This is a genomic window from Enterobacter sp. BNK-18 (assembly GCF_047456135.1).
In the GTDB taxonomy this organism is placed as follows: Bacteria; Pseudomonadota; Gammaproteobacteria; order Enterobacterales; family Enterobacteriaceae; genus Enterobacter; species Enterobacter ludwigii.
The window spans coordinates 1,076,835-1,102,644 of sequence record NZ_CP179899.1 but is presented as its reverse complement, the minus strand read 5'-3'; the positions used below and the strand labels follow the sequence as shown (position 1 = coordinate 1,102,644).

The 25,810-nt window shown below is 54.3% G+C and carries 20 protein-coding genes and 1 other RNA gene; 8 read left to right on the top strand and 13 right to left on the bottom strand.

Features of this window, described 5'->3' with window-relative positions:
- Positions 1-31: 31 nt before the first annotated feature.
- The 7 genes from fliB to ACMGG3_RS05245 form a co-directional block, all read right to left on the bottom strand.
- Positions 32-1,249, bottom strand: a complete 1,218-nt coding sequence (gene fliB / locus ACMGG3_RS05275) for a flagellin lysine-N-methylase (protein ID WP_044859405.1) — start codon at positions 1,247-1,249, stop codon at positions 32-34.
- Positions 1,250-1,359: 110 nt separating this feature from the next.
- The gene (locus tag ACMGG3_RS05270) at positions 1,360-2,022 is read right to left on the bottom strand and encodes a helix-turn-helix transcriptional regulator (RefSeq protein WP_014169729.1); all 663 of its coding nucleotides are present in this window, start codon (positions 2,020-2,022) and stop codon (positions 1,360-1,362) included.
- Between the two features lie 47 nt (positions 2,023-2,069).
- Positions 2,070-2,585, bottom strand: a complete 516-nt coding sequence (locus tag ACMGG3_RS05265) for a fimbrial protein (protein WP_414149654.1) — start codon at positions 2,583-2,585, stop codon at positions 2,070-2,072.
- A gap of 8 nt (positions 2,586-2,593) precedes the next feature.
- The gene (locus tag ACMGG3_RS05260; protein ID WP_414149653.1) at positions 2,594-3,541 is read right to left on the bottom strand and encodes a fimbrial protein; all 948 of its coding nucleotides are present in this window, start codon (positions 3,539-3,541) and stop codon (positions 2,594-2,596) included.
- A 2-nt stretch (positions 3,542-3,543) separates the two neighbouring features.
- Positions 3,544-6,069: a fimbria/pilus outer membrane usher protein gene (locus tag ACMGG3_RS05255; protein ID WP_414149652.1), complete on the bottom strand. Its 2,526-nt coding sequence runs from the start codon at positions 6,067-6,069 to the stop codon at positions 3,544-3,546.
- 44 nt (positions 6,070-6,113) lie between these two features.
- On the bottom strand, positions 6,114-6,791 hold the full coding sequence (locus ACMGG3_RS05250) for a molecular chaperone (protein ID WP_041162554.1): 678 nt from the start codon (positions 6,789-6,791) through the stop codon (positions 6,114-6,116).
- Positions 6,792-6,845: 54 nt separating this feature from the next.
- The gene (locus tag ACMGG3_RS05245) at positions 6,846-7,376 is read right to left on the bottom strand and encodes a fimbrial protein (protein WP_020884377.1); all 531 of its coding nucleotides are present in this window, start codon (positions 7,374-7,376) and stop codon (positions 6,846-6,848) included.
- Positions 7,377-7,827: 451 nt separating this feature from the next.
- Here ACMGG3_RS05245 and ACMGG3_RS05240 point away from each other — a divergent pair, with 451 nt between their 5' ends.
- A complete protein-coding gene (locus ACMGG3_RS05240; protein WP_025204381.1) occupies positions 7,828-8,487 on the top strand; it encodes a winged helix-turn-helix transcriptional regulator in 660 nt (219 codons plus the stop codon).
- Positions 8,488-8,554: 67 nt separating this feature from the next.
- A complete protein-coding gene (locus ACMGG3_RS05235) occupies positions 8,555-9,184 on the top strand; it encodes a winged helix-turn-helix transcriptional regulator (RefSeq protein ID WP_014169722.1) in 630 nt (209 codons plus the stop codon).
- A 51-nt stretch (positions 9,185-9,235) separates the two neighbouring features.
- On the opposite strand, the gene ACMGG3_RS05230 is transcribed toward ACMGG3_RS05235, so the two are convergent.
- The 3 genes from ACMGG3_RS05230 to ACMGG3_RS05220 form a co-directional block, all read right to left on the bottom strand.
- Positions 9,236-9,430: a YdiH family protein gene (locus ACMGG3_RS05230; RefSeq protein WP_003857766.1), complete on the bottom strand. Its 195-nt coding sequence runs from the start codon at positions 9,428-9,430 to the stop codon at positions 9,236-9,238.
- A gap of 85 nt (positions 9,431-9,515) precedes the next feature.
- Positions 9,516-9,926, bottom strand: coding sequence for a 1,4-dihydroxy-2-naphthoyl-CoA hydrolase (gene menI / locus ACMGG3_RS05225; RefSeq protein WP_284942304.1), 411 nt, complete (start codon positions 9,924-9,926; stop codon positions 9,516-9,518).
- Positions 9,923-12,979 (bottom strand): FAD-binding and (Fe-S)-binding domain-containing protein, encoded by a 3,057-nt coding sequence (locus ACMGG3_RS05220; protein WP_414149651.1) that lies wholly within the window; start codon positions 12,977-12,979, stop codon positions 9,923-9,925. Before ACMGG3_RS05220 ends, menI begins: the two co-directional genes overlap by 4 nt.
- A gap of 197 nt (positions 12,980-13,176) precedes the next feature.
- On the opposite strand from ACMGG3_RS05220, the gene ydiK reads away from it, so the two are divergent.
- Both ydiK and rprA read left to right on the top strand, forming a co-directional pair.
- Positions 13,177-14,292 carry an AI-2E family transporter YdiK gene (gene ydiK / locus ACMGG3_RS05215; protein ID WP_414149650.1) on the top strand — a complete coding sequence of 372 codons (1,116 nt, stop codon included), beginning with the start codon at positions 13,177-13,179 and terminating at the stop codon, positions 14,290-14,292.
- Between the two features lie 208 nt (positions 14,293-14,500).
- An RNA gene (rprA, locus tag ACMGG3_RS05210) (antisense sRNA RprA) lies at positions 14,501-14,608 on the top strand.
- A 5-nt stretch (positions 14,609-14,613) separates the two neighbouring features.
- On the opposite strand, the gene ACMGG3_RS05205 is transcribed toward rprA, so the two are convergent.
- The 3 genes from ACMGG3_RS05205 to ppsA form a co-directional block, all read right to left on the bottom strand.
- A complete protein-coding gene (locus ACMGG3_RS05205; RefSeq protein ID WP_414149649.1) occupies positions 14,614-16,989 on the bottom strand; it encodes a glycoside hydrolase family 3 N-terminal domain-containing protein in 2,376 nt (791 codons plus the stop codon).
- A gap of 3 nt (positions 16,990-16,992) precedes the next feature.
- Positions 16,993-18,393: an MFS transporter gene (locus tag ACMGG3_RS05200; RefSeq protein ID WP_020884385.1), complete on the bottom strand. Its 1,401-nt coding sequence runs from the start codon at positions 18,391-18,393 to the stop codon at positions 16,993-16,995.
- Positions 18,394-18,624: 231 nt separating this feature from the next.
- Complete coding sequence (gene ppsA, locus ACMGG3_RS05195) at positions 18,625-21,003, bottom strand: phosphoenolpyruvate synthase (RefSeq protein ID WP_414149648.1); 2,379 nt, start codon at positions 21,001-21,003, stop codon at positions 18,625-18,627.
- Positions 21,004-21,338: 335 nt separating this feature from the next.
- On the opposite strand from ppsA, the gene ppsR reads away from it, so the two are divergent.
- The 4 genes from ppsR to ACMGG3_RS05175 all read left to right on the top strand — a co-directional run bounded on the left by ppsR (position 21,339) and on the right by ACMGG3_RS05175 (position 25,788).
- On the top strand, positions 21,339-22,172 hold the full coding sequence (gene ppsR / locus ACMGG3_RS05190; protein ID WP_020884387.1) for a posphoenolpyruvate synthetase regulatory kinase/phosphorylase PpsR: 834 nt from the start codon (positions 21,339-21,341) through the stop codon (positions 22,170-22,172).
- Between the two features lie 152 nt (positions 22,173-22,324).
- A complete protein-coding gene (aroH, locus tag ACMGG3_RS05185) occupies positions 22,325-23,371 on the top strand; it encodes a 3-deoxy-7-phosphoheptulonate synthase AroH (protein ID WP_025204385.1) in 1,047 nt (348 codons plus the stop codon).
- Between the two features lie 166 nt (positions 23,372-23,537).
- Positions 23,538-23,726, top strand: a complete 189-nt coding sequence (gene hemP, locus ACMGG3_RS05180; RefSeq protein WP_020884389.1) for a hemin uptake protein HemP — start codon at positions 23,538-23,540, stop codon at positions 23,724-23,726.
- Positions 23,727-23,802: 76 nt separating this feature from the next.
- On the top strand, positions 23,803-25,788 hold the full coding sequence (locus tag ACMGG3_RS05175) for a TonB-dependent hemoglobin/transferrin/lactoferrin family receptor (RefSeq protein WP_414149647.1): 1,986 nt from the start codon (positions 23,803-23,805) through the stop codon (positions 25,786-25,788).
- The last annotated feature ends 22 nt before the right edge of the window (positions 25,789-25,810 follow it).

Here is a 25,810-nt window from a genome sequence, read left to right as displayed (position 1 = left end):
AGAGGCTCGCCACGGCGAGCCTCGTTATACGTTAGCCAATGAGCAGCAGGCACGAGAGGTCGTCCCCACCGTTAATCTTATCGATAGCAAAATCCATACGGGCATCAATGGTCTGATTGTGCAGGGTCTTTTCTGAGAAGCTGGCGATGGTTTTCATGACCATCTGCTGGTCCAGTTGTTCATCCATTGATTTGACGCTCAGGAAAACTTTCAGGTAGAAAAAGTCCAGAACGATGCGATAAAACTGACGCATAATGGTGGCGGTATTCTTACCCGGGAAATAGCCGCTGTAGAGTTTGTACAACAGATAGTTGCGTAATACGTACGGCTCTGACAGACAGGATTCCTGGCAAAGTTTCCCCCACTGCTGGTTAATCGCGTCGAATTTCTGCGCCAGCCTGGCGGGATCGCTGTCATGGCTGAAATTCAAAAAGTCAGCAATTTGCCGATGCCCTTCGTTGATATACCCATCCCGTGCAGAATCTCGCGCCACGTTCGTGCCGAGGATCGACAACGCCAGATATTTCATCGCATTTGATCGCCCGACATTGCTTTCAGAGAGCAGCGATTTACCGCTCTGCAACGCTTCCAGCAAGGCTTCGTAAAAGCGTTCAACCTGCTCATACTGATTGTGCAAATCGAAGTTCACATGCTGCAAGGTCAGGATCAACTGAGCCAGCGCCATCAAATTTTCTTCAACATTCCTCGCTGGCGACTGGATTATTTTCCACGCAAGGAGATGAATGACCTGGCTGCTTTGAGGCATAGACTGGCGCTGACCAATCAGATTGGTTTTATAAACGGCCAGCAGTTCATCCTGCTCCTGCAATAACATCGCATCGGGGTCGAAGAGAACCCGCCTGACCACTTCCGGACATGAAAGGGTCATGCTGTGGCGAGTTTCATCCAGATAGCGGGTGGAGCTTCGGGGATAAGTACTGCAGGTGTGCGATAAGGCACTTTCACCTAAATCACGGTGTACCATACAGAGCTTATTTTCATCGATAAACGGACACTCCCCATTTTCATCCAGTTTAATACGGGAATAGTTTACTTTGCCTTTACGCTGCAGAATCAGATTGTCTTTGGCGATTGCAGCGATACCGGGATGCGTTGATGAAAGATATTTTTGATGTGTTTTTTTATCAATGGAAATTGTCCAGCCGCGGCAGCAGGAAATTAAACATTCCGGCCCCACACACTTGAACCTGGTCACAAAAATCGGTTTCAGGGTTTTATGAATTTGCATCGCTAATTAATCGTTATATAAAACGTAAAAATAACATGCTGCAGATGCAACTCTAAAGTTTCATAACCGAACACTTGTTTCCGTTATTCCTGTCATCAATAAAAGTGCCTTTACGCCTCCAGACAGGGGCGGTCCTGGAAACCCTGTCTCACAGAATCACGAAAAATATTGGGGGTGCCGTTTTTCTTCACCATCCTGTTGAGCAGCGCGATAAGCTCATAATCACTTCGCAGGTTAAATTTTTGCATGATCATGTACTTGTGCGCAAAAACGGTCTTATAGCCGATCTGTAACGCGTCTGCCGTCTGCATAACGGATAAGCCTTTATACAGGTTCATGACGATGCGTATTTGCTGCGGTGATAATATTTTATGCTCGCAATCGAAACAGGACGTTTTCTGCAGCACATGTCCCTTCAACTGCGTTTTACGCCACGCACACCCTACCGTCTCGCCAATCATGTCAAGAGAGGCCCTGCGGGAGATGAAAATAATATCCTGATAACAGGATTGCGACGCCGTAGACCGTTGCTCATCGTCAACCCAGCCGATCACAATGCCTTTTTGCCGTGACTGTAATTCCGGAAAACAGGTCAGGGTTTCTCCCTGGCATAAAGAGAGGACAATAATATCCGCCGTGCTGACGTTATGCGGCGTCATTTCATAATCAAAGTGAATACAGTCATTAAAATTACGCCAAAAGAAATCCATAAAAAAATACTGCAGACCAGACTGAAATAACGAATCCGTCTCGCTAATTAAAATATTCAACATAGACCACACCGACGGGAAGCAAAAATGCGCGTGAAATCCCGCGCGACTTAATTGTATTGCATCGTAATGACCACCACTGCGCTGAGGGTGCCGGGCGTCGCCCTGCCTCCGGTGGATATAACCGCAGCCTGCATGGCCATCTTCGCCGTCCGGTCTGAGGCGACATATTCCGTCATGCTGGAGCCGTTCCCTTTCAGTATGCCACTTCCGGCCTCGCGCATTGCTATCGCCACGTGGGTGGCCGTACCGCGGTTAATGTAATAGTCGGCGCCGGCAACAGGGTCGGGTGTACCCGTAAAGGTAGCGGTGACGCTACGCGTCCCCACCGGACATTGGGTAAATAACAGATCAAACGTAACCGGGTCTGAGGATGATCCTGGCGTCACCATATTACTCGCCTGGATATTGCCCAGATTAATATCGAGATTCGTATTGCCGTTATTAAACAGGCAGGGTGAGGCCACGATATTTCCGGTGACCCCGATATTTACGCTGTCTGCACATAGCGCTTTGCCGCACAGTAAACCCGACACAAGCAACGCCGCGGGAATTATTTTCATCATCTCACCGGTTATTGATAGGTTATCGTGAGCGTGGCTGACGCATTTGCCGAGCCTGATTCCACGGTGGTTAACGTCTGGTAATAGCGCGCGGTTAACGGGAGCGTCTCCTGTCCTCCCGCAGACTGTTTTAATAACAGGCGACCGTTCATTACCAAAGGAGAACCGTTATAAAGTAGCTGAACCCCTACCCCATTTGCCGTACCGGCATTCCCCTGACCGGTTAATGCCATGACGCTGGTATTGGCGCTGTCCGGATTTTGCATACCGCTGAGTGACACACTGATATTGGTGCCGGCACTGCAGGTTAACCCCAGATTTTGCGTATTTTGGGCGCCGGATGGCGTAGTTCCAATAACGGAGCCAAACGATGAGGCCGGAATATCGCCTATCGGGAACGTCAACTGCGCCGTCGTTATCGTGCATGCCAGCGCATTAATTGTGCCGTCAGTTAACTGGACCGTCAGACCGTCACGATAAACACCGTCACTTCCCTGAAGCGCCACGGTTCCGATAACGCCCGGCGTTAAAGCGCCCGACGTTACCGGGCCGGTCACCACCAGCTCAACTTTTCCACCAAACCAATCCACATACGACGTCACCGCGTTATACGAAAACGTATAAGCCGGGTTTTCAAAATAATTCCCCGAGGAAAAGCGAATACCAATACCGCTGACATTGGTGGCATAAACATGGTTACCGTAGCTGCTCAGGTTCCCATTGTTATATCGCATACTGAATCCCAGCATCAGCGGGTTAGAACATCCCGTTAAATAGGTTCCCGTTGATGAGGCGGCGCGAGAAAAAATAATGGTGCCCACGGGGGCATCACGCTGCACGTTAATCGTGCCCACAGATATCGTCGATATTTGCGGCGTGATGGTTGTACAGGTGCCGGCACGGGCGCTATTCCACCCGCTCAGTAAACAGAGCAGGATCAGAGATAAAGCAAATTTCATTTTTAACCTTCCTGGCGGCAAAGCGCGTTAACGTCGGTTATTCCGCCGTAGGTGGGTTGTGCAGGCAGGCTAAATTGCGCACGGCACTGCTGACCGGGTTGATTTCCCCAGGTTGCCACGATTTCTCCCTGTCCGGGCAGTCCCGTTAAATAGACCTGACCACGGTCGCCCACAATAAAGCTGCTGTTGCTGTCGCCTTTGAGCGTGACGACCGCACCAAACGGAACGGCATACTGCCCGTCGGACAGGGTCATTAGCACCCGGCGCCCGATTTTAGACTTATAATCGGCTTCCACTATCGCCCCGCGGGTCGGTGTTACGGTGCGCGTATTAATCTCAAGCTCCACGTCATCCGGCATAGTTTCCGGCTCAAGAGTGATGTCGTTTTTTCGGTATACCGACAGATTATTAACCACCGTATACCCGCGGTAATCCGTACGAACCCCGGGTTGATTGCGAATATCGACACCGTGTGCACCCGGCGCTTTCACCAGGATATTGGTTTCACCGAGCGGCTGCGAAAGCGTGATGCCGTCAGGGTGAGCAATGATGCCCCCCTGCAACCCGTAATTCAGGCGCTCACTGTGTTTGTCGTAGCTGTAGCCCGCGACAATTTCGCCATAGGTGCCTTTATAGTCGCCGTTCAGGTTGCCGGTATTTCCCGTGCCCTGTGTGCCATAACCTTGCTGCACGTTCCAGTTCAGGGCACTGTTTTCCAGGGACACGCCGTTCAGCCCGACCACGTGCGTCGTGCCGTTGTGCTTACTGGCGTTCATGCCATAGTTAGCCCAGGTACGCGGCAGGAATTTGTCCAACGGTACGCTGACGTTAAAGGCCAGCAACCGATCGTGGTCCGCGTTTTGCGCGCTCCCGCGTCCATTCTTGCTGTAGGTCCAGGTCAAACCGTAACTGACGTTGTTCCAGTCATTGTTGTAGCCCACGCTCCAGGAGGCCATCGCCTGACCAGAATTCCAGTAATCTTCGCGTGCGGCGCTGAGCGTCAGTGAACCCAGTGCGCCGCCCAGCGTCTGGCTCATGGTCAGTTCAGCACGGTTACGCCGCCGATCCTGCAGGGCGCTGCTGTCGCCGTAGGAATCCAGCACGTCCTGCATCCCGTAATAGCCACGGGTTGAATATCGGTATCCCGCAATTGAAAAGTTTGTCCCGGTCTTCGCCATATTTTTGCTGTAACGCGCGCGCAAGGACTGACCGGATGTTTTGTCGGTGTTATTCGGCGTTGACCAGGCCTGGGTCACGTCGGAAGAGATCGCGCCGATATCCCCCATGTTTTTACCGATGCCAAACGCCACTGAACGGTATTTATCAGACCCCTGCATCCCGCCGTAAACGGTGATGCCGTGCTGAATCCCATAAATACCGGTGATTTGACCAAAAGACGTTTTCTCCACGCGGCTGTTGTAGGCGCGATACTGCCCGGCCGTCACCGCATACTTCAGGCGTCCTTCCCGCTGCAGGACCGGCAGCGAGGCATAAGGCAGCGTGAAATGCTGCTCACTCCCGTCAGCCTCTTTAATGGTCACATCCAGATCGCCTGCGCCGCCGGTGGGATACATGTCCGAGATTTCAAACGCGCCTGGCGCCACGTAGCTCTGATAAATTTGATAACCATTCTGGCGGACCACCACCTGCGCATTGGTTCGCGCGATGCCACGGACCACGGGCGCATAGCCTTTAAGAGAGTCCGGCAGCATGTCATCATCCGAGGCCAGCTGACCGCCGCGAAATGGCATACTGTCGAATACATCCGCCGGTGCGGTACTGTCCCCGATAATCAGCTGTGCTTTCAGCGGAATGACGGCGCGCTGCGCATAGGTATACACGTTGTCCCACCGATCCTCACCGGTGGAATCCCGTGACCAGGTGGTGTAATTACGTAAGCGCCACGGCCCGATATTGACCCCGGGGCGCAGGTTGGCGTACTGGCTATCATTCTGGCTGCCGCGAGTGTTCTTCGCCCACGCGTTTGCGCCGCTCAGACTGTAATTAAGCATGGCGGCATTAATCCCCTCATCCCACATCTCTGGCGGAACCGCGTCCCTGGCTGGCAGGTCGATGGCGGCCTGAGGAATGCTGATCACCAGCCGCTGTGCGCCAAACTGAAAATCGCTACTGGCCTGCGGGATCGCCTGAAGGTTTGCGCATTCACCGTTGTTCGCCGCCAGCTGCGGGAAAAGCGTGGTTCTCACGCCCCACTGCTTTAACTGGTCAAGACTCAGGCACGGCCGGAGGACGTCATTGCCCTTTTCGTCTTTTACTGCAGTAAAGGTGATATCGCGGGTCGCCATTAGCTGGTCATCAAGAACAATATCGACGTGATAGGTGCCGGGTGCCTGCGATCCGGATTCAAATGCCGATAAATCCGTTCTCCCTCTTCCTGGATTATCAAGTTCAACCAGTTCGGCATTAAATGTCTCACCGGCAAAAAGCGCCTGCGATGAACCTGCAAGTATTAATCCGATCACTGTCGCCAGGGGTGCAGGTCGAGCCCGAAAATAGTGTATTGCCATCGCTTTTAACTCATTTATGACAGGCAATGCCCGCGTTTCACCGGTTATAAGGTTGCCTGATGCGCGCCCCCAGGGCTGCCGAAGTCATTAATCACTTTAAACGTCAGTACACTGCCGCTGGCCCCTTGCGGTAACGTGAAACGGACTGAGCCACCGGGTAAGACATACGACACGTCATCGATTTTTTTACCTCCAAGGGTGATTTCATTAAAATTGATGACATACGCGGTCGGGTTATTAACCTGAAGTTCATTCCCGGTTCTGCGCCAGCGTAATTGACTGGCCTGTTCGTCAGGCGTGGACGCGTGCAACTCAGCGGGCCGATAAATCAGTTTGAGGCGCGTTTTAACCGCAATTTGTAATGCGTTCATCTGCGTTGAGGCAGACGGAATCGCTTTAATATTCAGCCAGAATAAACTTTCCCGATCCTGAGGCAGTGCCCCCGTCATCACGATGCGCTCAACGTTTTTTTGCCCGCCATCCAGACGATACAAAGGCGGCGTAATAATAAAAGGCACCTTGCCTGACGCCCCTTCCTGCACGTCGATCCATGACTGAATTAAATACGGCGTACCATCAGGGTTATTCACACTGAGTGACGTTTCCTTTTTAGCGCCATCAAAAATAATGCGCGTACCACCAATAATGACGCCGGCATGAGCCGTTGACAGCATCAGAGATAACAACGCTGTTGCCAGTAAAGGGGTTCTGAAAAAATACATTCTGTTCCTCATAAAATTGGGGGCCGGGGCGGCCCCGACGTTCAGGCAAAAGAGCTAGTTATAAACCACCGAGAAGTTGGCGACAGAATTCGCCGGGCCCGCCGTGACGCTGGCCGTGGTCGAAATATACTGAGCATAGAAATTGAGCGTATTGTCTGCGGAGCTGCTGAGCATGTAGGTGTAACCATTGCTGCCATGCAGAGGCAGGTCGGCTTTATCCGCGGTCATCAGATTGATCGCCACGCCCGTTGCAGCCCCCGCCACGGAGGTGTCAATCGCCAGAAGATTGCTATTAGACGCATCCGGAGTACCGTCAAAGCGCACTTTGGCATTCGTGACCGAGACCGGACAGTTTTTCAAAATAATATCGAATTTCGTTGCCGCGGTTCTCGCCCCCGTCGCGGTAAACTCTGTTTTATAATAATCCCCAAGTACAACCACCTGGTTCTGCGATGCCACATCAACATCACAGGCAGAATCCAGAATATTTCCGTTAAAATTAACGGTACCTGCGGCGGCAAACGCATTGGCCATTGTCAGTACGGAACCTGCTGCGATCGTTGCCAGAAGAAGTGTTTTTTTCATCATGCTATATCCTGTATCACTTTATTTATTATTAACATTCAGACAAAAAGACGCGTCGGTTTTTTCACCCGCTTAATGTTTTGCCTTTTACAGACAGCAGCGAAAAAAATGAAATAACTTTATTTCATTAAACGTCTGAAGACGCATATGACTTGCTGTCGATGAAATAAAATTTATACAACTCCGTTGACGTCGACAATCATTTTCGGAGTCTTTCCGTAGACCCGTAATTAACAAAAATAAAACATTGTAAATAAGGAATACCTTATGCATATAACAGGCAGTCTATTAATAGACCGGAGTGTTAAGATCATTAAATTCAAAATGTTAGTCAGGATAATATTGAAAGTCTACTTTTAGACCTGTGCTGCATATTCCCGTAGTCGCTGTTTTTTAAGATAATTCTCTACGCCGGTCACCCATGATCGCAATGAAAGCAGTGGAGCACCTTATGAACACGCGAATGACAGCGGTCCTCACCGATGTAAAATCTACCGTACTGGATTTAAAGCCGTATGCCCATATTGATAAGTTAATCAGTACTGTGCTGCCTTTTACGGAAAGGCATATTCTCGCGAAAGGCGAAATTATTCAGTATCACAATAATGATGTTCGCCTCTGTTTTTTGCTGTTACACGGCAGCGTTGCGCTGCATCGTCGTGGCGATGGTATTGTTTTAAACTCAGAGTCCTCACCTTTTATTCTGGGTGTCAGCAGCCAGTTCTCCTCTGAACATCTGTACGTCAGAGCGCTTGAAACCTCAGAAATAGCGCATGTCTCTCTGGATAATTTTAATAAGATCGTGGCGGAAAAAAACTTATGGGAACATTTTTCAAAGCTACTCATCTATACCGCCTCCCGGGTATACGAGCACTGCGCGCAAATATCGCAGATGTCAGCCTATGACATTATCCGGTTCCAGCTGGTCGAACTGATGCAGGAGCCAGATGCCGTACGGAAAAACATCACGGCGGCAGCGTATATCAAGAGTCGAACCTACCTTTCACGCAGTGGGATTATGCGTATTCTCGCGGAACTGCGTACCGGAAAGTACATCACGATGGAGCGTGGCGTGCTGCTGGAAATCCGTCATTTACCACGTAAATACTGATTGGCCTCGTGTTTACGATATGGAGTAACGCTATAATCAGGGGGGTTATCGCTACGGGTTATAGGTTATGTCCTCTACTGAAAAAACGCATCGTGGTTCTCCTTACGCGCGAGAACTGATTTCATTCCTGCAACCCTACTGTACCACGCGCAATGTCGCTCCCGGCGAACAGCTGGATCTCCAGGTTAATGGCCAGAGCGTGTGCTATTTGATCCTCGAAGGCACCGTTGCTATCTACCGCAGAAGCGACAACATGATGCTCACCACCGCACGTAGCCCGGCGCTTTTTGGCCTCGCCAATCTGACAGACATCTACTTCAATGATTATCTGAAAACCGTGACCCCCTGCCTGACGGGTATGCTTACCACCGCTCAGGTGGAAGCCGTTATCAAAGAGAATGGGTTATGGGGGTTGTTGTCTAAGCACCTGATGTTTGTTTATAACCGGCTATACAATAATGTGATGCCTCAGGGCGCGCCCACGGCCTATGAGATGATTCGCCAGCAATTGATAAAGCTGATGGATGAAGATGAGAGTTATCGCAACGCCATCACCGCAGAGCGGTATATTCGCGAAAAAACCCAGCTGTCGCGCAGCGGGGTGATGCGTATTCTGGCGGATTTGAAAACAGGCGGGTTCATTGAGATAGAAGATGGCAGGCTCGTTAAAATCAATAAACTGCCTGCCCGGTACTGAACGTCAGATACAAAAAAGACCGCTGACGCGGCCTTTTTTTTACTGTCACGATCAATGGACGTGAACGCCCAACCGCCAGGCAAAGTAGATCTCTTCTTTAAGCTCATTTGAAGAGAGCGCCAGCAAATCTGTGAACTCCAGTTCAAGCTGTTTCAGCTTTTTCAGGTACTGCGCCGGAGACAGGTTGCTTTTATCACGACGTAAATATTCAATTGCCAGCTGTGTTGGGGTTATTTCAGTATCCATGATGTCCTCGCTTATGTACAAAACCTGACCAGTATATCACAAGAGGCTGGCTAGTTTTTGACCAAAGGCAAAACATCTGAAAACTTTACACGACCGCCGTCGTCAGTCGCGACGAGCAACAGAGCCGATCCTGCTCGTCAAGAATGTCAATCTGCCACACCTGATGGCGGCTACCGGCGTGTAGCGCGCGACAAACGCCGCGCACCCGTCCACTTCGCACCGAGCGAATATGGTTCGCGTTCACCTCCAGCCCGACGACCTTTTGCTCCCCTTCGGTGCAAAGATAGCCCGCCACGGACCCCAGGGTTTCGGCCAGCACGACGGATGCGCCGCCGTGCAATAAACCAAACGGCTGATGCGTGCGATGATCGACAGGCATCGTGGCCTCCAGTTCATCCTCGCCAATACGCGTGAACTGAATGTCCAGCAGCCCTACCATACTCCCCTCGCCCATGGCATTCAGCGCCTGCAGCGTCACGGCTCGTTTCCAGATCATCCAATTATCTCCAGTAAGGCCTGTAATGGGTGACGCACCCCGTTCCCTTCAACCCGTTTCACCTGGCTTCGGCAGGAGTAGCCCGTAGCCAGACAGCGGTTCCTCGGCAAACGCTGCATCGCCTGATGCCACGACAACTCATAGATACCGAGCGAGTTCGCGTGGTTTTTCACTTCGTGCCCGTAGGTACCTGCCATGCCGCAGCAGCCCACGTTGACGCTCTCAAGCTTCGCCCCGAAGCGGGCAAAGATAGAAGCCCACTGCGCCGGGGCGCCCGGCAGTGCCGTCACTTCCGTGCAGTGGCCGAACAGATACCACGATTCACCGCTCACATCCTTCACGGTCGCCTGTTGCAGCGCCGCCGGCAGCCACTCGTGCACCAGCATGACGTGGAAATCACCGCGTTGCTCCCCCAGCGTCTGCTTATACTCATCGCGGTAGCAGAGCACCAGCGCCGGATCGACACCGACCATCGGCATCCCTAGCTGCGCCACCCGGTTGAGGAAGTCAGCGGTTTTCCGCGCCGTTTTCGCAAAACGGGTAAGGAAACCTTTAATGTGCTGCGCTTTGCCGTTTGGTGAGAACGGCAGTACCACCGGCTGATAGCCCAGTTTTTCTACCAGACGGATAAAATCGGCTACCACCTGGGCATCGTAGTAGCTGGTAAACGGATCCTGCACCACCAGCACCACATTGGCTTTCTGCTCAGGGGTCAGCGCCTCAAGCTGCTCCAGCGTCATGTTCGCCGAGCGGTGCCCCACGAGCTGACGCTGTAGCGAAGGGACTGACAGCAGCGGCAGGTCCACCATCCCGATATGTTTTTCGGAAAGCTTTCGCACCAGCGGCTGATTGATGAAGAAGTTAAAGGTCTTCGGCGCACGCGCCATCAGCGGGGCATAGCTCTCCACCGTCGCCACCAGATGGTCACGCATTGGACGCAGATAGCGGGTATGGTAAAACTGCAGGAAGCGTGAGCGAAACTCCGGCACATCAATCTTGATCGGACACTGGGTTGAGCAGGCTTTACAGGCCAGGCAGCCGGACATGGCCTCCTTCACCTCGTGGGAGAAATCATACTCGCCTTTGTTCGCATGCCAGCTGTTGCGGGTACGTTCAATCAGCGAGCGCAGACTAGCGCGTTTTTCCGGTAATTCCTGTTCCAGCTTCAGCGGATCAACCCCGCGGTCGGCCAGCAGACGCAGCCATTCGCGGACCAGCGTTGCGCGGCCTTTGGGCGAGTGAATGCGGTTACTGGTAATTTTCATCGACGGACACATTGGGCTTTTCACGTCGAAGTTGAAACACAGACCGTTACCGTTACACTCCATTGCACCGCGCCAGGAGGCGCGCACCGCAATCGGGATTTGTCTGTCATAGGTGCCGCGCTTGACGGCGTCCACCTGCAACATTGGGGCATCGACGCCCTCTGGCGGGCAAATTTTACCCGGGTTGAGACGGTTATCCGGATCGAATGCCGCTTTGACCTTACGCAGCTCAGCGTAGAGCGTTTCACCGAAGAACGCCGGGCTGTACTCCGCGCGGAACCCTTTCCCGTGTTCTCCCCAGAGCAGGCCGCCATATTTCGCGGTCAACGCCACCACATCGTCGGAGATCTGTTTCATCAGGATCTCCTGCTGCGGATCGCACATGTCCAGCGCCGGACGCACGTGCAGCACCCCGGCATCCACGTGGCCGAACATGCCGTAGCTCAGACCGTGACTGTCCAGCAGGGCGCGGAACTCAACGATGTAATCCGCCAGATGCTCAGGCGGGACGCAGGTGTCTTCAGCAAAGGGAATCGGTTTGGCAGCCCCCTTCGCGTTGCCCAGCAGCCCCACCGCTTTTTTACGCATCGCGTAAATACGCTCAATGCCGGAGAGTTCGCTGCAAAGCTGCCAGCCAATCACCCCACCTTCGCCTGCTGCAATCATTTCGTCCAGCCGCTGACAGAGCGTGGTGACCTGGCTTTCAATCAGCGCTTCGTCATCGCCGGCAAATTCAACGATGTTGAGACCCAACATCTCTTTATCAGGTACATCGGTGATAAGCTCACTCACCGAGTGCCAGACGATGTCTTCCCGAGCCAGATTAAGCACTTTGGAGTCGACGGTTTCCACCGACAGCGCCCGCGCGTCAACCATAAAGGGCGCATTTCGCAGGGCAGAATCGAAGGAATTGTATTTGACGTTCACCAGCCTACGCACTTTCGGCAGCGGCGTAATGTCCAGCCGCGCCTCGGTAATAAATGCCAGCGTCCCTTCGGAGCCGGTCAGCACGCGGGTTAAATCAAACTGCGTCAGGTCATCGTTAAAGACATGACGCAGATCGTAGCCGGTTAAGAAGCGGTTCAGTTTAGGGAATTTGTCGAGGATCAGCTGGCGGTTATCGCGACAGCGCTCAAGCACGGTGCGGTAAATCCGCCCGTTGGCCGTGTTATCTTTACCCAGCGTTTCCGCCAGTTCGACCGGCATCGGCTGGGTATCCAGGATATCGCCACCCAGCAGTACCGCACGCACGCCAAGAACGTGATCGGAGGTTTTACCGTAGACCAGCGACCCCTGCCCGGAGGCATCGGTGTTAATCATCCCACCGATTGTCGCACGGTTGCTGGTAGAGAGCTCGGGGGCAAAGAAGTAACCATAAGGCTTGAGGTACTGATTAAGCTGATCTTTGATGACGCCCGCTTCGACACGCACCCATCCTTCTTCGGGATTGATCTCAATGATGCGGTTCATATAGCGCGACATATCAATGATGATGCCCTGGTTCAGCGCCTGACCATTGGTGCCGGTGCCGCCGCCGCGTGGCGTGAACACCAGCGAGGTAAATCGCTCCTGCGTTGCCAGTCGCGCAATAAGCGCCACATCGGCCGTTGAACGGGGAAACACGACTGCATCGGGAAGAAGCTGGTAGATACTGTTGTCGGTCGCCATTGTCAGCCTGTCGGCATAATGCGTGGCGGTATCACCTGTAAAACCCTGTTGCTCCAGTGCCTGCAAAAAATTAAGCACCAGCTGAACGACGCCAGGTGCCTGAGAAATCTGTGGGATCATTACTGTCGACCCTAATTAGAGGTGTGAAATCGTTTGCGTGTATCGTAAAAGTTTTATCACATTTTTTTCTTATACGCTCTGCAGAATTACAGGCAGAATTCGCCTGTCAAAAATCGCTGAAATCATTAATGATTAGAGAATCGCGGTTTTCCGTTCCCGCCAGCCACGCTGGTGTTCAATTAAGGAAAGTTTCATTTATGGTCAATCTTCGCCAGCCCAGGGATGTTGCGCAAATTTTGCTGTCGGTGCTGTTCCTGGCCCTCATGATTATTGCGTGTTTGTGGATCGTTCAACCCTTCATTCTCGGCTTCGCCTGGGCTGCAACCGTTGTGGTTGCCACCTGGCCTTTACTGTTACGGTTACAGAAACTGCTCTTCAGACGTCGTGGGCTGGCGGTCCTGGTGATGACGTTGCTGTTGTTCCTGCTGTTCATTATTCCCGTTGCGTTGCTGGTCAATAGCCTTGTCGACTCCAGCGGCCCGGTGATTCGCGCCGTGACCAGTGGCGATCTGACGCCGCCGGATCTCGCCTGGCTTAACAGCATTCCGGTTGTTGGCGCAAAACTTTACAGCGGCTGGCATGGCCTGCTGGAGATGGGTGGCAGCGCGCTGATGGCGAAAGTGCGCCCGTATATTGGCACCACTACCACCTGGTTTGTGGGTCAGGCAGCGCACATTGGCCGCTTTATGATGCACTGTACGCTGATGCTGGTCTTTAGCGCCCTGCTGTACTGGCGCGGTGAGCAGGTGGCTTTAGGCGTGCGTCATTTTGCCACTCGCCTGGCGGGCAAACGGGGTGATGCCGCGGTTCTGCTGGCGGCGCAGGCCGTGCGCGCGGTTGCGCTTGGCGTCGTGGTAACGGCGCTGGTTCAGGCGGTGCTGGGCGGTATTGGTCTTGCGATTTCTGGCGTGCCGTACGCCACCGTCTTCACCGTGGTCATGCTGATGACCTGCCTTGCGCAACTGGGTCCGTTGCTGGTGCTGGTACCCAGCATTATCTGGCTGTACTGGACCGGTGATACCACGTGGGGCACCGTTCTGCTGGTCTGGAGCTGCGTGGTTGGCACCATGGATAACGTTATTCGTCCCATCCTTATTCGCATGGGCGCAGACCTGCCGCTGATCCTTATTCTCTCAGGCGTAATTGGTGGATTGATTGCCTTTGGGATGATTGGTCTGTTTATTGGCCCGGTGCTTCTGGCCGTGACCTGGCGTCTGTTCTCCGCCTGGGTGCACGAAATCCCGCCTCCGGGAACGGACCCGGACGTGATTTTGAGCGAACTGGAAGAGCTCGAAGATAAGAACAAGCAGTAACGGACAGGCCGGGTAACGCAGTCGCGTACCCGGCCTACATATTCCCCTTTAATACTTAAACGTTGCTAAAGTATTTATTCGTTGCGCACTGGTCAGACCCGCTATTACGGCTCTAAGTCCCCTATTAACCTCAAGAAATCTTTACGTCTCTTTAACTATTGAGACGAATCTGATCGACGCTAAAAGCTGACATGCCTACTATTAGGACACGGTTATAAATCAACACCTTGATTTATAAGCATGGAAATCCCCTGAGTGAAACAACGAATTGCTGTGTGTAGTCTTTGCCCATCTCCCACGATGGGCTTTTTTTTATCCTGATTACGCGCGGCTGACGTCACAGGTGCTGAGCATCCGCCATTCCGTTGACAATACACGGGTTTCCCCGGTCACATTGACCGTCACCACCTCGCGAATATCCGCCGACGATGCACCAATCTGCAGTTCAAATTCACCCGGTTCGACGATCCGTTTGCCGTCACGACGGGTAAAGTTGAACATCTCAACGGGCAACGTAAAGGTGAGCGTGGCGGTTTCACCCGGTGAGAGCGTGACGCGCTGGAACGCCTTCAACTCCTGCAGGGGCCGCACCTGCGTGGCGACGTTATCCCGCACATAGACCTGTACCACCTCGCTGCCGCTGCGCTCACCGCTATTGGTGATATCCAGGCTTACGACCACCTCGCCGTCGATCGGAACGCGGGGTTCAGCCACGCGCGCCGTTCCCCAGCTAAACTGCGTCCAGCCGAGACCGAAGCCAAAGGGATAGCGGGAGCCGAAATGGAAAGCGAACGGTGTGCCGCCACTTTTGAGCTTGTGGTTGTAGTAATAGGGCATTGCTCCCGCGCTTTTCGGCACGCTGACCACCAGACGTCCCTGCGGTTCAGCGCGGCCCGTTAATACATCCGCAATCGCCCAGCCGCCCTCCTGCCCTGGCGCCCAGGCCATCAGCAACGCGGCGACGTTATCTTCCAGCCCCTGAAGGTTGTAAGGCCTCCCGCCGGTCATGACCACGATAACCGGCTTGCCGGTGGCTACCAGCGCAGCCAGCAATTGTTGCTGTACGCCCGGCAGATTCAGAGAGTCGGTATCAGAGCCCTCCCCGACGGTTCCGCTCTGGAACAGCCCGGCGAGATCGCCAACGCAGGCCACCACCACATCACTCTCCTGTGCGGCTTTTACGGCATCAGGGATCAGGTCGGTATGCTGCGAGACCGGAGATTGCTGCATGGGTTTACCGCCGCTGTCACCCGGAAACACCGGCGCACCCGCCATCCGTTTTTCGATAATGTGACAGCCTTTGGCATAACGTACCCGCGAGGCCCCCAGATACTGCTCAAGCGCCGCGCGCGGTGTCGTGACCTGCGAGGTCTCTTCCACCATGTCGCTAATAATTAAGTGCACCGGAAAACTGTAACCGCTGAGGAGCGCCAGCGGATCGTCTGCCGTTGGCCCGACGACCGCCACGCGAGGGTTGCCGCCGAGGGGCAAAATGCCGTTATTCTCAAGCAGCGTCAGCGAACGGGTCGCCACTTCCCTTGCAACCTGACGCGTTGCCTCATTTTGCAAATCGATGCCCTGTTCATCGGCATACGGTTTTTCAAACAAGCCAAGAAGGAATTTTTCGGTCAGGACGCGAGCAACAATTTCATCGACTTTCGCCATGGAAATCAGTCCGCGCTCAACGGCTTCTGCCAGATGACGCGCGCAGTCATCTTTTGGTAGTTCGACATCCAACCCGGCATTGAAGGCCAGCGCTGCAGATTCGGCGGCATCGTGCGAGATGCCATGATGCTGGTGCAGCAGGCTCACGCCGCCGTAGTCCGCAACGATGATCCCATCGAACCCCCACTGTTCACGCAGCACGGTTGTCATCAGGAAGTGGTCGCTGTGTCCGGGCTGGTTATCGATATCGTGATAGGCAGGCATCACCGAACCGGCATTGGCCAGCTTCACCGCCATCTCAAACGGCAGCAGGAAGGTGTCGTTCAGTTCGCTAAAGCCAAGATGCACCGGCGCGTGGTTCCGTGCCCCTTCGCTGAAGGAGTGGCCCACATAATGTTTGAGCGTTGCCAGAAGATCGCGCTTATCGCCCTGCAAACCCTTCACGTATGCCGTAGCCATCACCCCCACCAGCCACGGGTCTTCTCCGAAGGTCTCTTCGGTGCGTCCCCAGCGAACGTCGCGAGAGACATCCAGCACCGGGGCCAGCCCCTGCTGGCAGCCAACAGAGCGTGCTTCTTTGCCAATCTGTTCTGCCGCACGCTGCACCAGCTGCGGATCCCAGGTCGAACCGTAGTTCAGCGACGACGGGAACAGCGTGGCATCTTTGCACAACAGCCCCACCAGGCACTCTTCATGGAACAGCGCCGGAATACCGAGGCGCGTCTCTTCCATCATCATGCGCTGCAGGCGGTTAGCGGCACGCACGCCTGTTTTCGCATCAACAATATGGGTGCCCAGTGGACGCGTAATCTGTCCCACCCCCAGTTTCAGCCGTTCGCTAAGCGCAGCCTGTTCGCTCACACCCGCGAATTCATCGCTCAGATCGCTGCGTTCGCGGTGGTTACCGTTTTCATCGAGGATCAACCAGTAGGCATGCATCTGGGCGAACTTCTCTTCGGGGGTCATGCGTGCCAGTAGGTCGGCGACGCGTTCATGCACGGGACGTCCCGCGTCCTTATAAATCGCTGTCATGTGTTACTCCTGTATTGCGGAATGGGTGGCCGGGGTGAGTTGTCCTGTCTCGTCTCGCACCTCGCGTTTGCTGGCCAGCTCGCGGGCGATGGAATTGACGAGCTTGCTGTTGAGTTTGTAAATGGTCAGCAGCGCGACCATACAGAGGAACAGCACGCAGGGGATGAGGGTGAAGAGCGCATTAATGGTAGAGAGCACGTGCGGTGCCTGGGTTGCCTGACCGGGCGCATAATCCACCATCCCGAGAACCCAACCGACCACCGCCCCGCCCAGCGCCAGACCAAATTTGATGGCAAACAGCGCGGTAGAAAAGACCAGACCATCCAGACGACGGCCGCTGCGATGCTCCTCATAATCGACCACATCAGAGAACATGGTCCACTGCAGCGGCGTGGTCAGGTTCTGAATAAAGCTAAAGATAATGTTGAGGCCAAAAATCAGCCAGATCTGCGAAGGCGGCAGGAAGAAAATCAGCGCGCCGAAAATCACGAAGGAAATAATGGTCCACTGATAGGCACGGACGCGGTCAAATTTCCCCAACAGACGTTCAGATAATAATGCCCCCGTTAAGGACGCTACCATCCCGGAAACAATAAAGGCAAATACCAGCTCCGGGCGTAGAAGCACATATTTCACGTAATACATGGTGGCAGAACCACGCGTCACCACTGCGGTTAACAGCAAAATATTAAACAGGAAAACAATTCGCCACTGGCTATTTCCGGCCAGCAGTTTTAAATCGCCGATCATCGAACCCGAGGTGTCATTGCGCGGGGAATAACGCTCGCGGGTCATCAGAAAACAGCAGAAGAAGAGAATAATACCCAGCAGGCCCATCATGCTCATGGCATAGAAATAGCCTTTCTGAACGTTGCCCTGGCCTAACAGCGAGACCAGCGGTAAGGCGATCACCGTCACAATCAACCCGCCGATGAACGACAGGCCGAAGCGCCAGGACTGCAGCGAGTGACGCTCACGCGGATCCAGCGTCAGCGCCCCGGGCATGGCGCAATACGGGACGTTAATCGCGGAATAAATAAGGCTTAAGATGGCGTAAGTGACGCAGGCATACACGATTTTCGCCGTCGGCCCGACGTCCGGTACATAGAAGGTGATAAGGCAGCTTACGCCAAATGGGATGGCAAACCACAATAGCCAGGGACGAAAGCGACCGTGCCGCGTCTGGGTGCGGTCGACCAGCGCGCCGATGCAAGGGTCGACAAAAGCATCCACCACGCGCACCACTAAAAACATGGTGCCCATGATGGCCGCCGGCAAACCGAAAACATCCGTATAGAAATAGGCGAGAAATAAGGTTGCCGTTTGCCAGACCAGCGCACTGGCCATATCACCTAAGCCATAACCTATTTTATCTTTGGTACGCAATACAGAGGAGATTGTCATTGTTATTTGCCTTTTTATCAGGTTAAAACGTATTTCAACCAGTTGCGCATCAGCGAGGGAAATGCGCGGTAAGGCTCAAGTATTAGCAACGCTTTGCGCGCTAACAATTGTCTAAATTAACAGACAAATTATGATATTTGGTTTTTTACTTTATTTGTGATGGGGAGCAAATAAGGCATGAAATAAAAAAGGCGAGGAATATATCCTCGCCTTTTTCTGGTGCTGATGGCGTTACTTGTTGAGTTCGGCCAGGCTCAGCCAGGTTTGCACCACGGTGTCCGGGTTCAGGGACAGGCTGTCAATCCCCTCTTCCATCAGCCATGCGGCAAAGTCTTCATGGTCAGACGGACCCTGACCGCAAATCCCGACATATTTACCCTGTTTCTTCGCCGCACGGATGGACATCGACAGCAGCGCTTTCACCGCCTCGTTACGCTCATCAAACAGTTCAGAGACCACGCCGGAGTCACGGTCAAGACCGAGCGTCAGCTGCGTCATGTCGTTCGAGCCGATAGAGAAGCCGTCGAAGTACTCCAGGAACTGCTCAGCCAGCAGGGCGTTGGACGGAATTTCACACATCATGATAATCTTCAGCCCGTTTTCGCCGCGCTTCAGACCCTGACGTGCCAGCTCCTCCACCACCGCTTTTGCCTGATCCACGGTACGCACGAACGGGATCATGATCTCAACGTTGGTCAGTCCCATGTCGTTGCGCACGCGCTTCACGGCGTCACATTCCAGCGCGAAGCAGGCACGGAAGCTATCAGAAACATAACGTCCGGCGCCACGAAAACCGAGCATTGGGTTCTCTTCTTCTGGCTCGTAACGCTCACCCCCCACCAGGTTGGCGTATTCGTTTGACTTAAAGTCGGACAGACGCACGATCACGCGCTTCGGATAAAACGCCGCGCCCAGCGTGGCGATCCCCTCGGTCAGACGACCGACGTAGAACTCTTTTGGCGAGTCGTAACCTTTCATCATCTCGCGGATTTCGTTCTGCAGCTTCGCGTCCTGGTCGTCAAACTCCAGCAGCGCGCGCGGGTGAACGCCAATCATACGGTTGATGATAAATTCCAGACGCGCCAGGCCAACGCCTTCGTTCGGCAGGCAGGCAAAGTCAAACGCACGATCCGGGTTACCAACGTTCATCATGATCTTCAGCGGCAGATCCGGCATGGTATCGACGCTTGAACTCTTCACGCTGAAGTCGAGAATATCGGCATACACGTAACCGGTATCGCCTTCCGCACAGGAGACGGTCACTTTCTGATCGTCCTTCATGCGCTCGGTCGCGTCACCGCAACCGACAACGGCAGGGATCCCCAGCTCACGGGCGATGATTGCCGCGTGGCAGGTACGGCCACCGCGGTTGGTGACGATGGCCGCCGCTTTCTTCATGATCGGTTCCCAGTCCGGGTCGGTCATGTCGGTCACCAGCACGTCGCCTGGCTGAATGCGGTTCATCTCGCTGATGTCATGGATCACTTTGACAGGACCGGCACCGATGCGATGGCCAATCGCGCGGCCTTCCGCCACGATTTTGCCCTGTGCGTGCAGGGTATAACGCTCCATCACCTGACCGCGGGAGCGGACAGTTTCCGGACGCGCCTGCACGATAAACAGCTTGCCGGTGTTGCCATCTTTGGCCCATTCGATATCCATCGGACGGCCGTAGTGTTTTTCGATCTGTACCGCCTGTTTCGCCAGCTCCTGCACTTCTGCATCGGTCAGGGAGAAACGGTCACGCATTTCCTGCGGTACGTCTTCAATCTTAACCTGCTTGCCATGCTCCTGCGTCGGGGCATAGATCATGCGGATTTTTTTCGAGCCCATCGTGCGGCGAACGATCGCCGGACGGTTTGCGGCCAGCGTCGGCTTATGAACGTAGAATTCGTCAGGGTTCACCGCGCCCTGTACTACCATCTCACCCAGACCCCACGCCGAGGTGATGAACACCACCTGGTCGAAGCCGGATTCGGTGTCGATGGAGAACATCACGCCGGAAGAGCCCACGTCGGAGCGCACCATGCGCTGTACGCCAGCAGAAAGCGCCACGCCGCGATGGTCATAGCCCTGGTGCACGCGGTAAGAGATGGCGCGGTCATTGAACAGGGACGCGAAGACGTGCTTCACCGCCACCAGCACGGCGTCATAACCCTGGACGTTAAGGAAGGTTTCCTGCTGTCCGGCGAATGACGCATCGGGCATATCTTCCGCGGTGGCAGAAGAACGCACGGCAAACGACGCCTGGGCATCATCCGCTGAGAGCTGGTTGTAGGCTTCGTGAATGGCTTTTTCCAGTTCCGGCTGGAAAGGTGTGTCGATAATCCACTGGCGGATTTGGGCACCGGCTTTCGCAAGCTCGGTCACATCATCAATATCCGTTTTATCCAGCAGGTCATAAATGCGCTGGTTTACACCGCTCTGGTCTAAAAACAGGTTAAAGGCATCGGCGGTTGTGGCAAACCCGTTCGGTACGGAGACACCCATACCCGACAGGTTTGTAATCATTTCACCCAGGGAGGCATTTTTGCCCCCAACTCTGTCTACATCATTCATGCCGAGTTGGTTATACCAAAGCACCAGCGGTGACGAGCCATTGTTGGACATCGAAACAATCCTTTTGTGATATTTGATCGGAGTAAGAAACACCTGACTACGTATTTATACTGGCATAATTATTTCCGCTAAAAAAACGGTGAATCGTGTAAGCAATTTAAATTTTCAACTTTTCGGATACTTTCCCACCATCCGCTAACCCGATGATTCCTATATATTCAGCCAAAAACCCTAAAAATAAAGTCGCTAATTGAAAAATGAAATCCACTTTTCAGGAAAATCAAAAACACCGTTTCATTTATAATTAGGATAAGTTCTTTGCTGTGTAATTTACTTTTTTAATTTATGCTTTCAGACAATTACGTACGATATTCAGGGTGGGTAAAATGGATAATGCTGTCGATCGCCACGTTTTTTATATTTCTGATGGTACGGCGATTACCGCCGAAGTGCTGGGACATGCGGTGATGTCGCAGTTCCCGGTTTCGATTAACAGCATCACGCTGCCGTTTGTGGAAAATGAGAGCCGTGCAAAGGCGGTGAAGGACCAGATTGACGCCATCTTCCAGCAGACGGGGGTCCGCCCGCTGGTCTTCTACTCCATCGTGATCCCTGAAATTCGCGCGATTATTTTGCAAAGTGAAGGGTTCTGTCAGGATATCGTCCAGGCGCTGGTGGCCCCGCTGCAGAGCGAACTGAAACTCGATCCGACGCCTATCGCCCACCGAACGCACGGGCTGAACCCCGGCAACCTGACCAAATACGATGCGCGTATCGCCGCCATTGATTACACCCTGGCGCACGACGACGGTATTTCGCTGCGTAACCTCGACCAGGCGCAGGTGATACTGCTGGGCGTCTCGCGTTGCGGGAAAACCCCGACCAGCCTTTACCTGGCGATGCAGTTCGGTATCCGCGCCGCCAACTACCCCTTTATTGCTGACGACATGGACAATCTGGTGCTGCCAGCCGCCCTTAAGCCGCTCCAGCACAAGCTGTTTGGCCTGACCATCAACCCGGAACGGCTGGCGGCAATACGTGAAGAACGGCGTGAGAACAGCCGCTACGCCTCAATGCGCCAGTGTCGAATGGAGGTTTCCGAGGTGGAAGCGCTGTACCGCAAAAACCAGATCCCGTGGCTAAACAGCACTAACTATTCAGTAGAAGAGATCGCCACCAAAATCCTCGATATCATGGGACTCAACCGCCGCATGTACTAACATGCTAGTACAATAACTCAGAATCGGGTATCATCACCACATCCTCGGCGCGCAGACGCGCCGAACTTGAATTCAGCAGGGATTGGTTTAAGGTGATGCCCATCACTTCCCGGTAGTCTGCCGATGAAGCAAAAATTTTTCTGAGACATTTCATGAATAAAACCGATGAACTCCGCACTGCGCGCATTGACAGCCTGGTCACACCGGCTGAACTGGCACAGCGGCATCCTGTTTCCGCGGGTGTAGCGGAACATGTCACGGCATCCCGCCGTCGCATTGAAAAAATCCTTAATGGCGAAGACAAACGTCTTCTGGTGGTGATTGGCCCTTGCTCCATCCACGATCTGGATGCCGCAATGGATTACGCAAAACGGCTTCAGGGACTGCGGGACAAGTACCAGCATCGCCTTGAAATTGTCATGCGCACCTACTTTGAAAAACCGCGCACCGTCGTGGGCTGGAAAGGGCTGATTTCCGACCCGGACCTGAACGGCAGCTACCGTGTTAATTATGGTATTGAGCTGGCGCGTAAACTGCTTTTGCAGGTCAATGAGCTGGGCGTACCGACGGCCACCGAGTTTCTCGATATGGTGACCGGACAGTTTATCGCCGATCTCATCAGCTGGGGCGCTATCGGCGCGCGCACCACGGAAAGCCAGATCCACCGAGAGATGGCCTCTGCCCTCTCCTGCCCGGTTGGTTTTAAAAACGGTACCGATGGCAACACGCGAATTGCCGTTGATGCGATCCGTGCATCGCGTGCCAGCCATATGTTCCTGTCGCCGGATAAGCGCGGTCAGATGACCATTTATCAGACCAGCGGCAACCCATACGGGCATATCATCATGCGTGGCGGGAAAAAGCCTAATTACCACGCGCAAGATATTGCTGCGGCGTGTGAAACGCTGGCCGAATTCGACCTGCCGGAACACCTGGTGGTGGATTTCAGCCACGGCAATTGCCAGAAACAGCATCGCCGCCAGCTGGACGTGTGTGATGAGATCTGCCAGCAGATCGTCAGCGGTTCAACCGCCATCGCGGGCATTATGGCCGAAAGTTTTATCCGGGAAGGCACGCAAAAAATCGTAGCCGGACAGCCAATGGTTTACGGCCAGTCGATCACCGACCCGTGCCTGAGCTGGGAAGACAGCGAACTGCTGCTGGAGAAACTGGCGGCAGCGGTCGATTCACGTTTTTAGTCCTTGCCTTTTACCCTCTCCTGCGGGAGAGGGTCTACGTTCGCGCACGGCCACATCCTCTTCTGTTTTGATCCCATCACAGTTTTTTCACAAAAACGCTTGCCGTGAATTTTCACTTTGTTGATAATGATTATCATTGTTACATTGATTGTTATTTATAAACATTATGTCACGTACGGATAACAACGCGGCAACGCCCGAAAACACACACACAGCACCTGCCCCAGCGCGCACCGATCGTCGGATCGACAGTAAAAGCCTGCTGGGGGACGAGGGACGCGTGATCATCGAGCATGACGGCCAGCTTTATCTGTTGCGCCAGACCCATGCCGGGAAGCTGATCCTCACCAAATAAATACCACAATACCTTCGCCAGCCACCCAGGTGATCCCCAGGCAGCCAGCGCTTTCGATTCTTTATGGAGAGTTGCTATGCCACACCTGCATTCCGCATTTTTGCGCCCGTCCTGCCTTGCGCTATCCGTTGTCAGCGCCCTGCCGGGCGTCACGTTTGCGGCCACAGATGACATGACCGTTATCGCCACCGGCAACGCCCGCAGCGCCTTCGAAGCCCCGATGATGGTCAGCGTGATTGACACCGCGGCCCCGGAAAACCAGACCGCCAGCTCGGCCGCCGACCTGCTGCGCTACGTCCCAGGCCTGATGCTTGACGGCACCGGGCGCACCAACGGTCAGGACGTCAACCTGCGCGGTTACGACCGCCGCGGCGTGCTGGTGCTGGTGGATGGCGTGCGCCAGGGGACCGACACTGGCCACCTGAACAGCACGTTCCTCGACCCGGCCCTGATTAAACGTATCGAAGTGGTTCGCGGCCCGTCAGCCTTACTGTACGGCAGCGGCGCGCTGGGGGGCGTGATCGCGTATGACACCGCCGATGCAAATGACCTGCTGGAACCGGGAAAAAACAGCGGCTACCGCGTGTTTGGTACAGGCGCGACGGGCGATCACAGTCTGGGCATGGGGGCCAGCGCTTACGGGCGTACCGAAACCCTGGACGGACTGGTTGCCTGGTCGAGCCGCGATCGCGGCGATCTGCGCCAGAGCGACGGTGGAACAGCACCGAATGACGAATTCATCAACAACATGCTGGCAAAAGGCCGCTGGGCCATCGACCCGGCCCAGACGCTGAGCGGATCCCTGCGCTATTACAATAACGCGGCGCAGGAGCCAAAAAACCCGCAAACCCCCGCCGCAGACGCCAGCAGCAATCCCATGACCGATCGCTCCACCATTCAGCGAGACGCTCAGCTGGGCTATCACCTGGCTCCCCAGGGCAACGACTGGCTGAATGCCGATGCGAAACTCTACTGGTCTGAAGCGCGCATTAACGCCCAGAACCTTGACGGCACCGGCGAGTTTCGCAAGCAGACCACCAAAGGTGGCAAAGTGGAAAACCGCACCCGTCTGTTCAGCGACACGTTTGCCTCACATCTTCTGACCTATGGCGGCGAATACTACCGTCAGGAGCAACATCCGGGGGGCACCACCACCGGCTTCCCGGAGGCTAAAATCGATTTCAGCTCCGGCTGGCTGCAGGACGAGATCACCCTGCGCGACCTGCCGGTCACGCTTCTCGGCGGTACCCGTTACGATAATTACCGCGGGAGCAGCGAAGGATACGACGATGTGAACGCGGACAGATGGTCCTCCCGTGCCGGACTGACCGTCAGCCCGACCGACTGGCTGATGCTGTTCGGCTCTTACGCACAGGCCTTCCGTGCGCCGACCATGGGTGAAATGTATAACGACGCCAAACACTTCTCCATCGGCCGCTTTTACACTAACTACTGGGTACCGAACCCGAACCTGCGTCCGGAAACCAATGAAACGCAGGAGTTTGGCTTCGGACTGCGCTTTGACGACGTCATGCTTGCTAACGATGCGCTGGAATTCAAGGCCAGCTACTTCGACACCAAAGCCAAAGACTACATCTCCACCAGCGTCGATTTTGCGGCTGCGACCACCATGTCCATGAACGTTCCCCACGCCAAAATCTGGGGCTGGGACGTGATGGCGAAATACACGGCCGACCTGTTCAACCTCGACGTCGCCTATAACCGCACCCGGGGAAAAGATACCGATACGGGCGAGTATATCTCCAGCATCAACCCGGATACCGTCACCAGCAAGCTGGATATCCCGGTGGCGCAAAGCGGTTTCTCCGTCGGCTGGATCGGCACCTTCGTCGATCGCTCAACCCATATCAGCAGTAGCTACAGCGAACAGCCGGGCTATGCGGTTAACGATTTCTACGTAAGTTATAAAGGCCATGAGCAGCTCAAAGGGGTAACCACGACGCTGGTGCTGGGTAACGCGTTCGACAAGGCGTACTGGTCTCCTCAGGGCATTCCTCAGGACGGACGCAACGGTAAGATTTTTGTGAGTTACCAGTGGTAATCCCCACGCCCCGCCCTGCCGG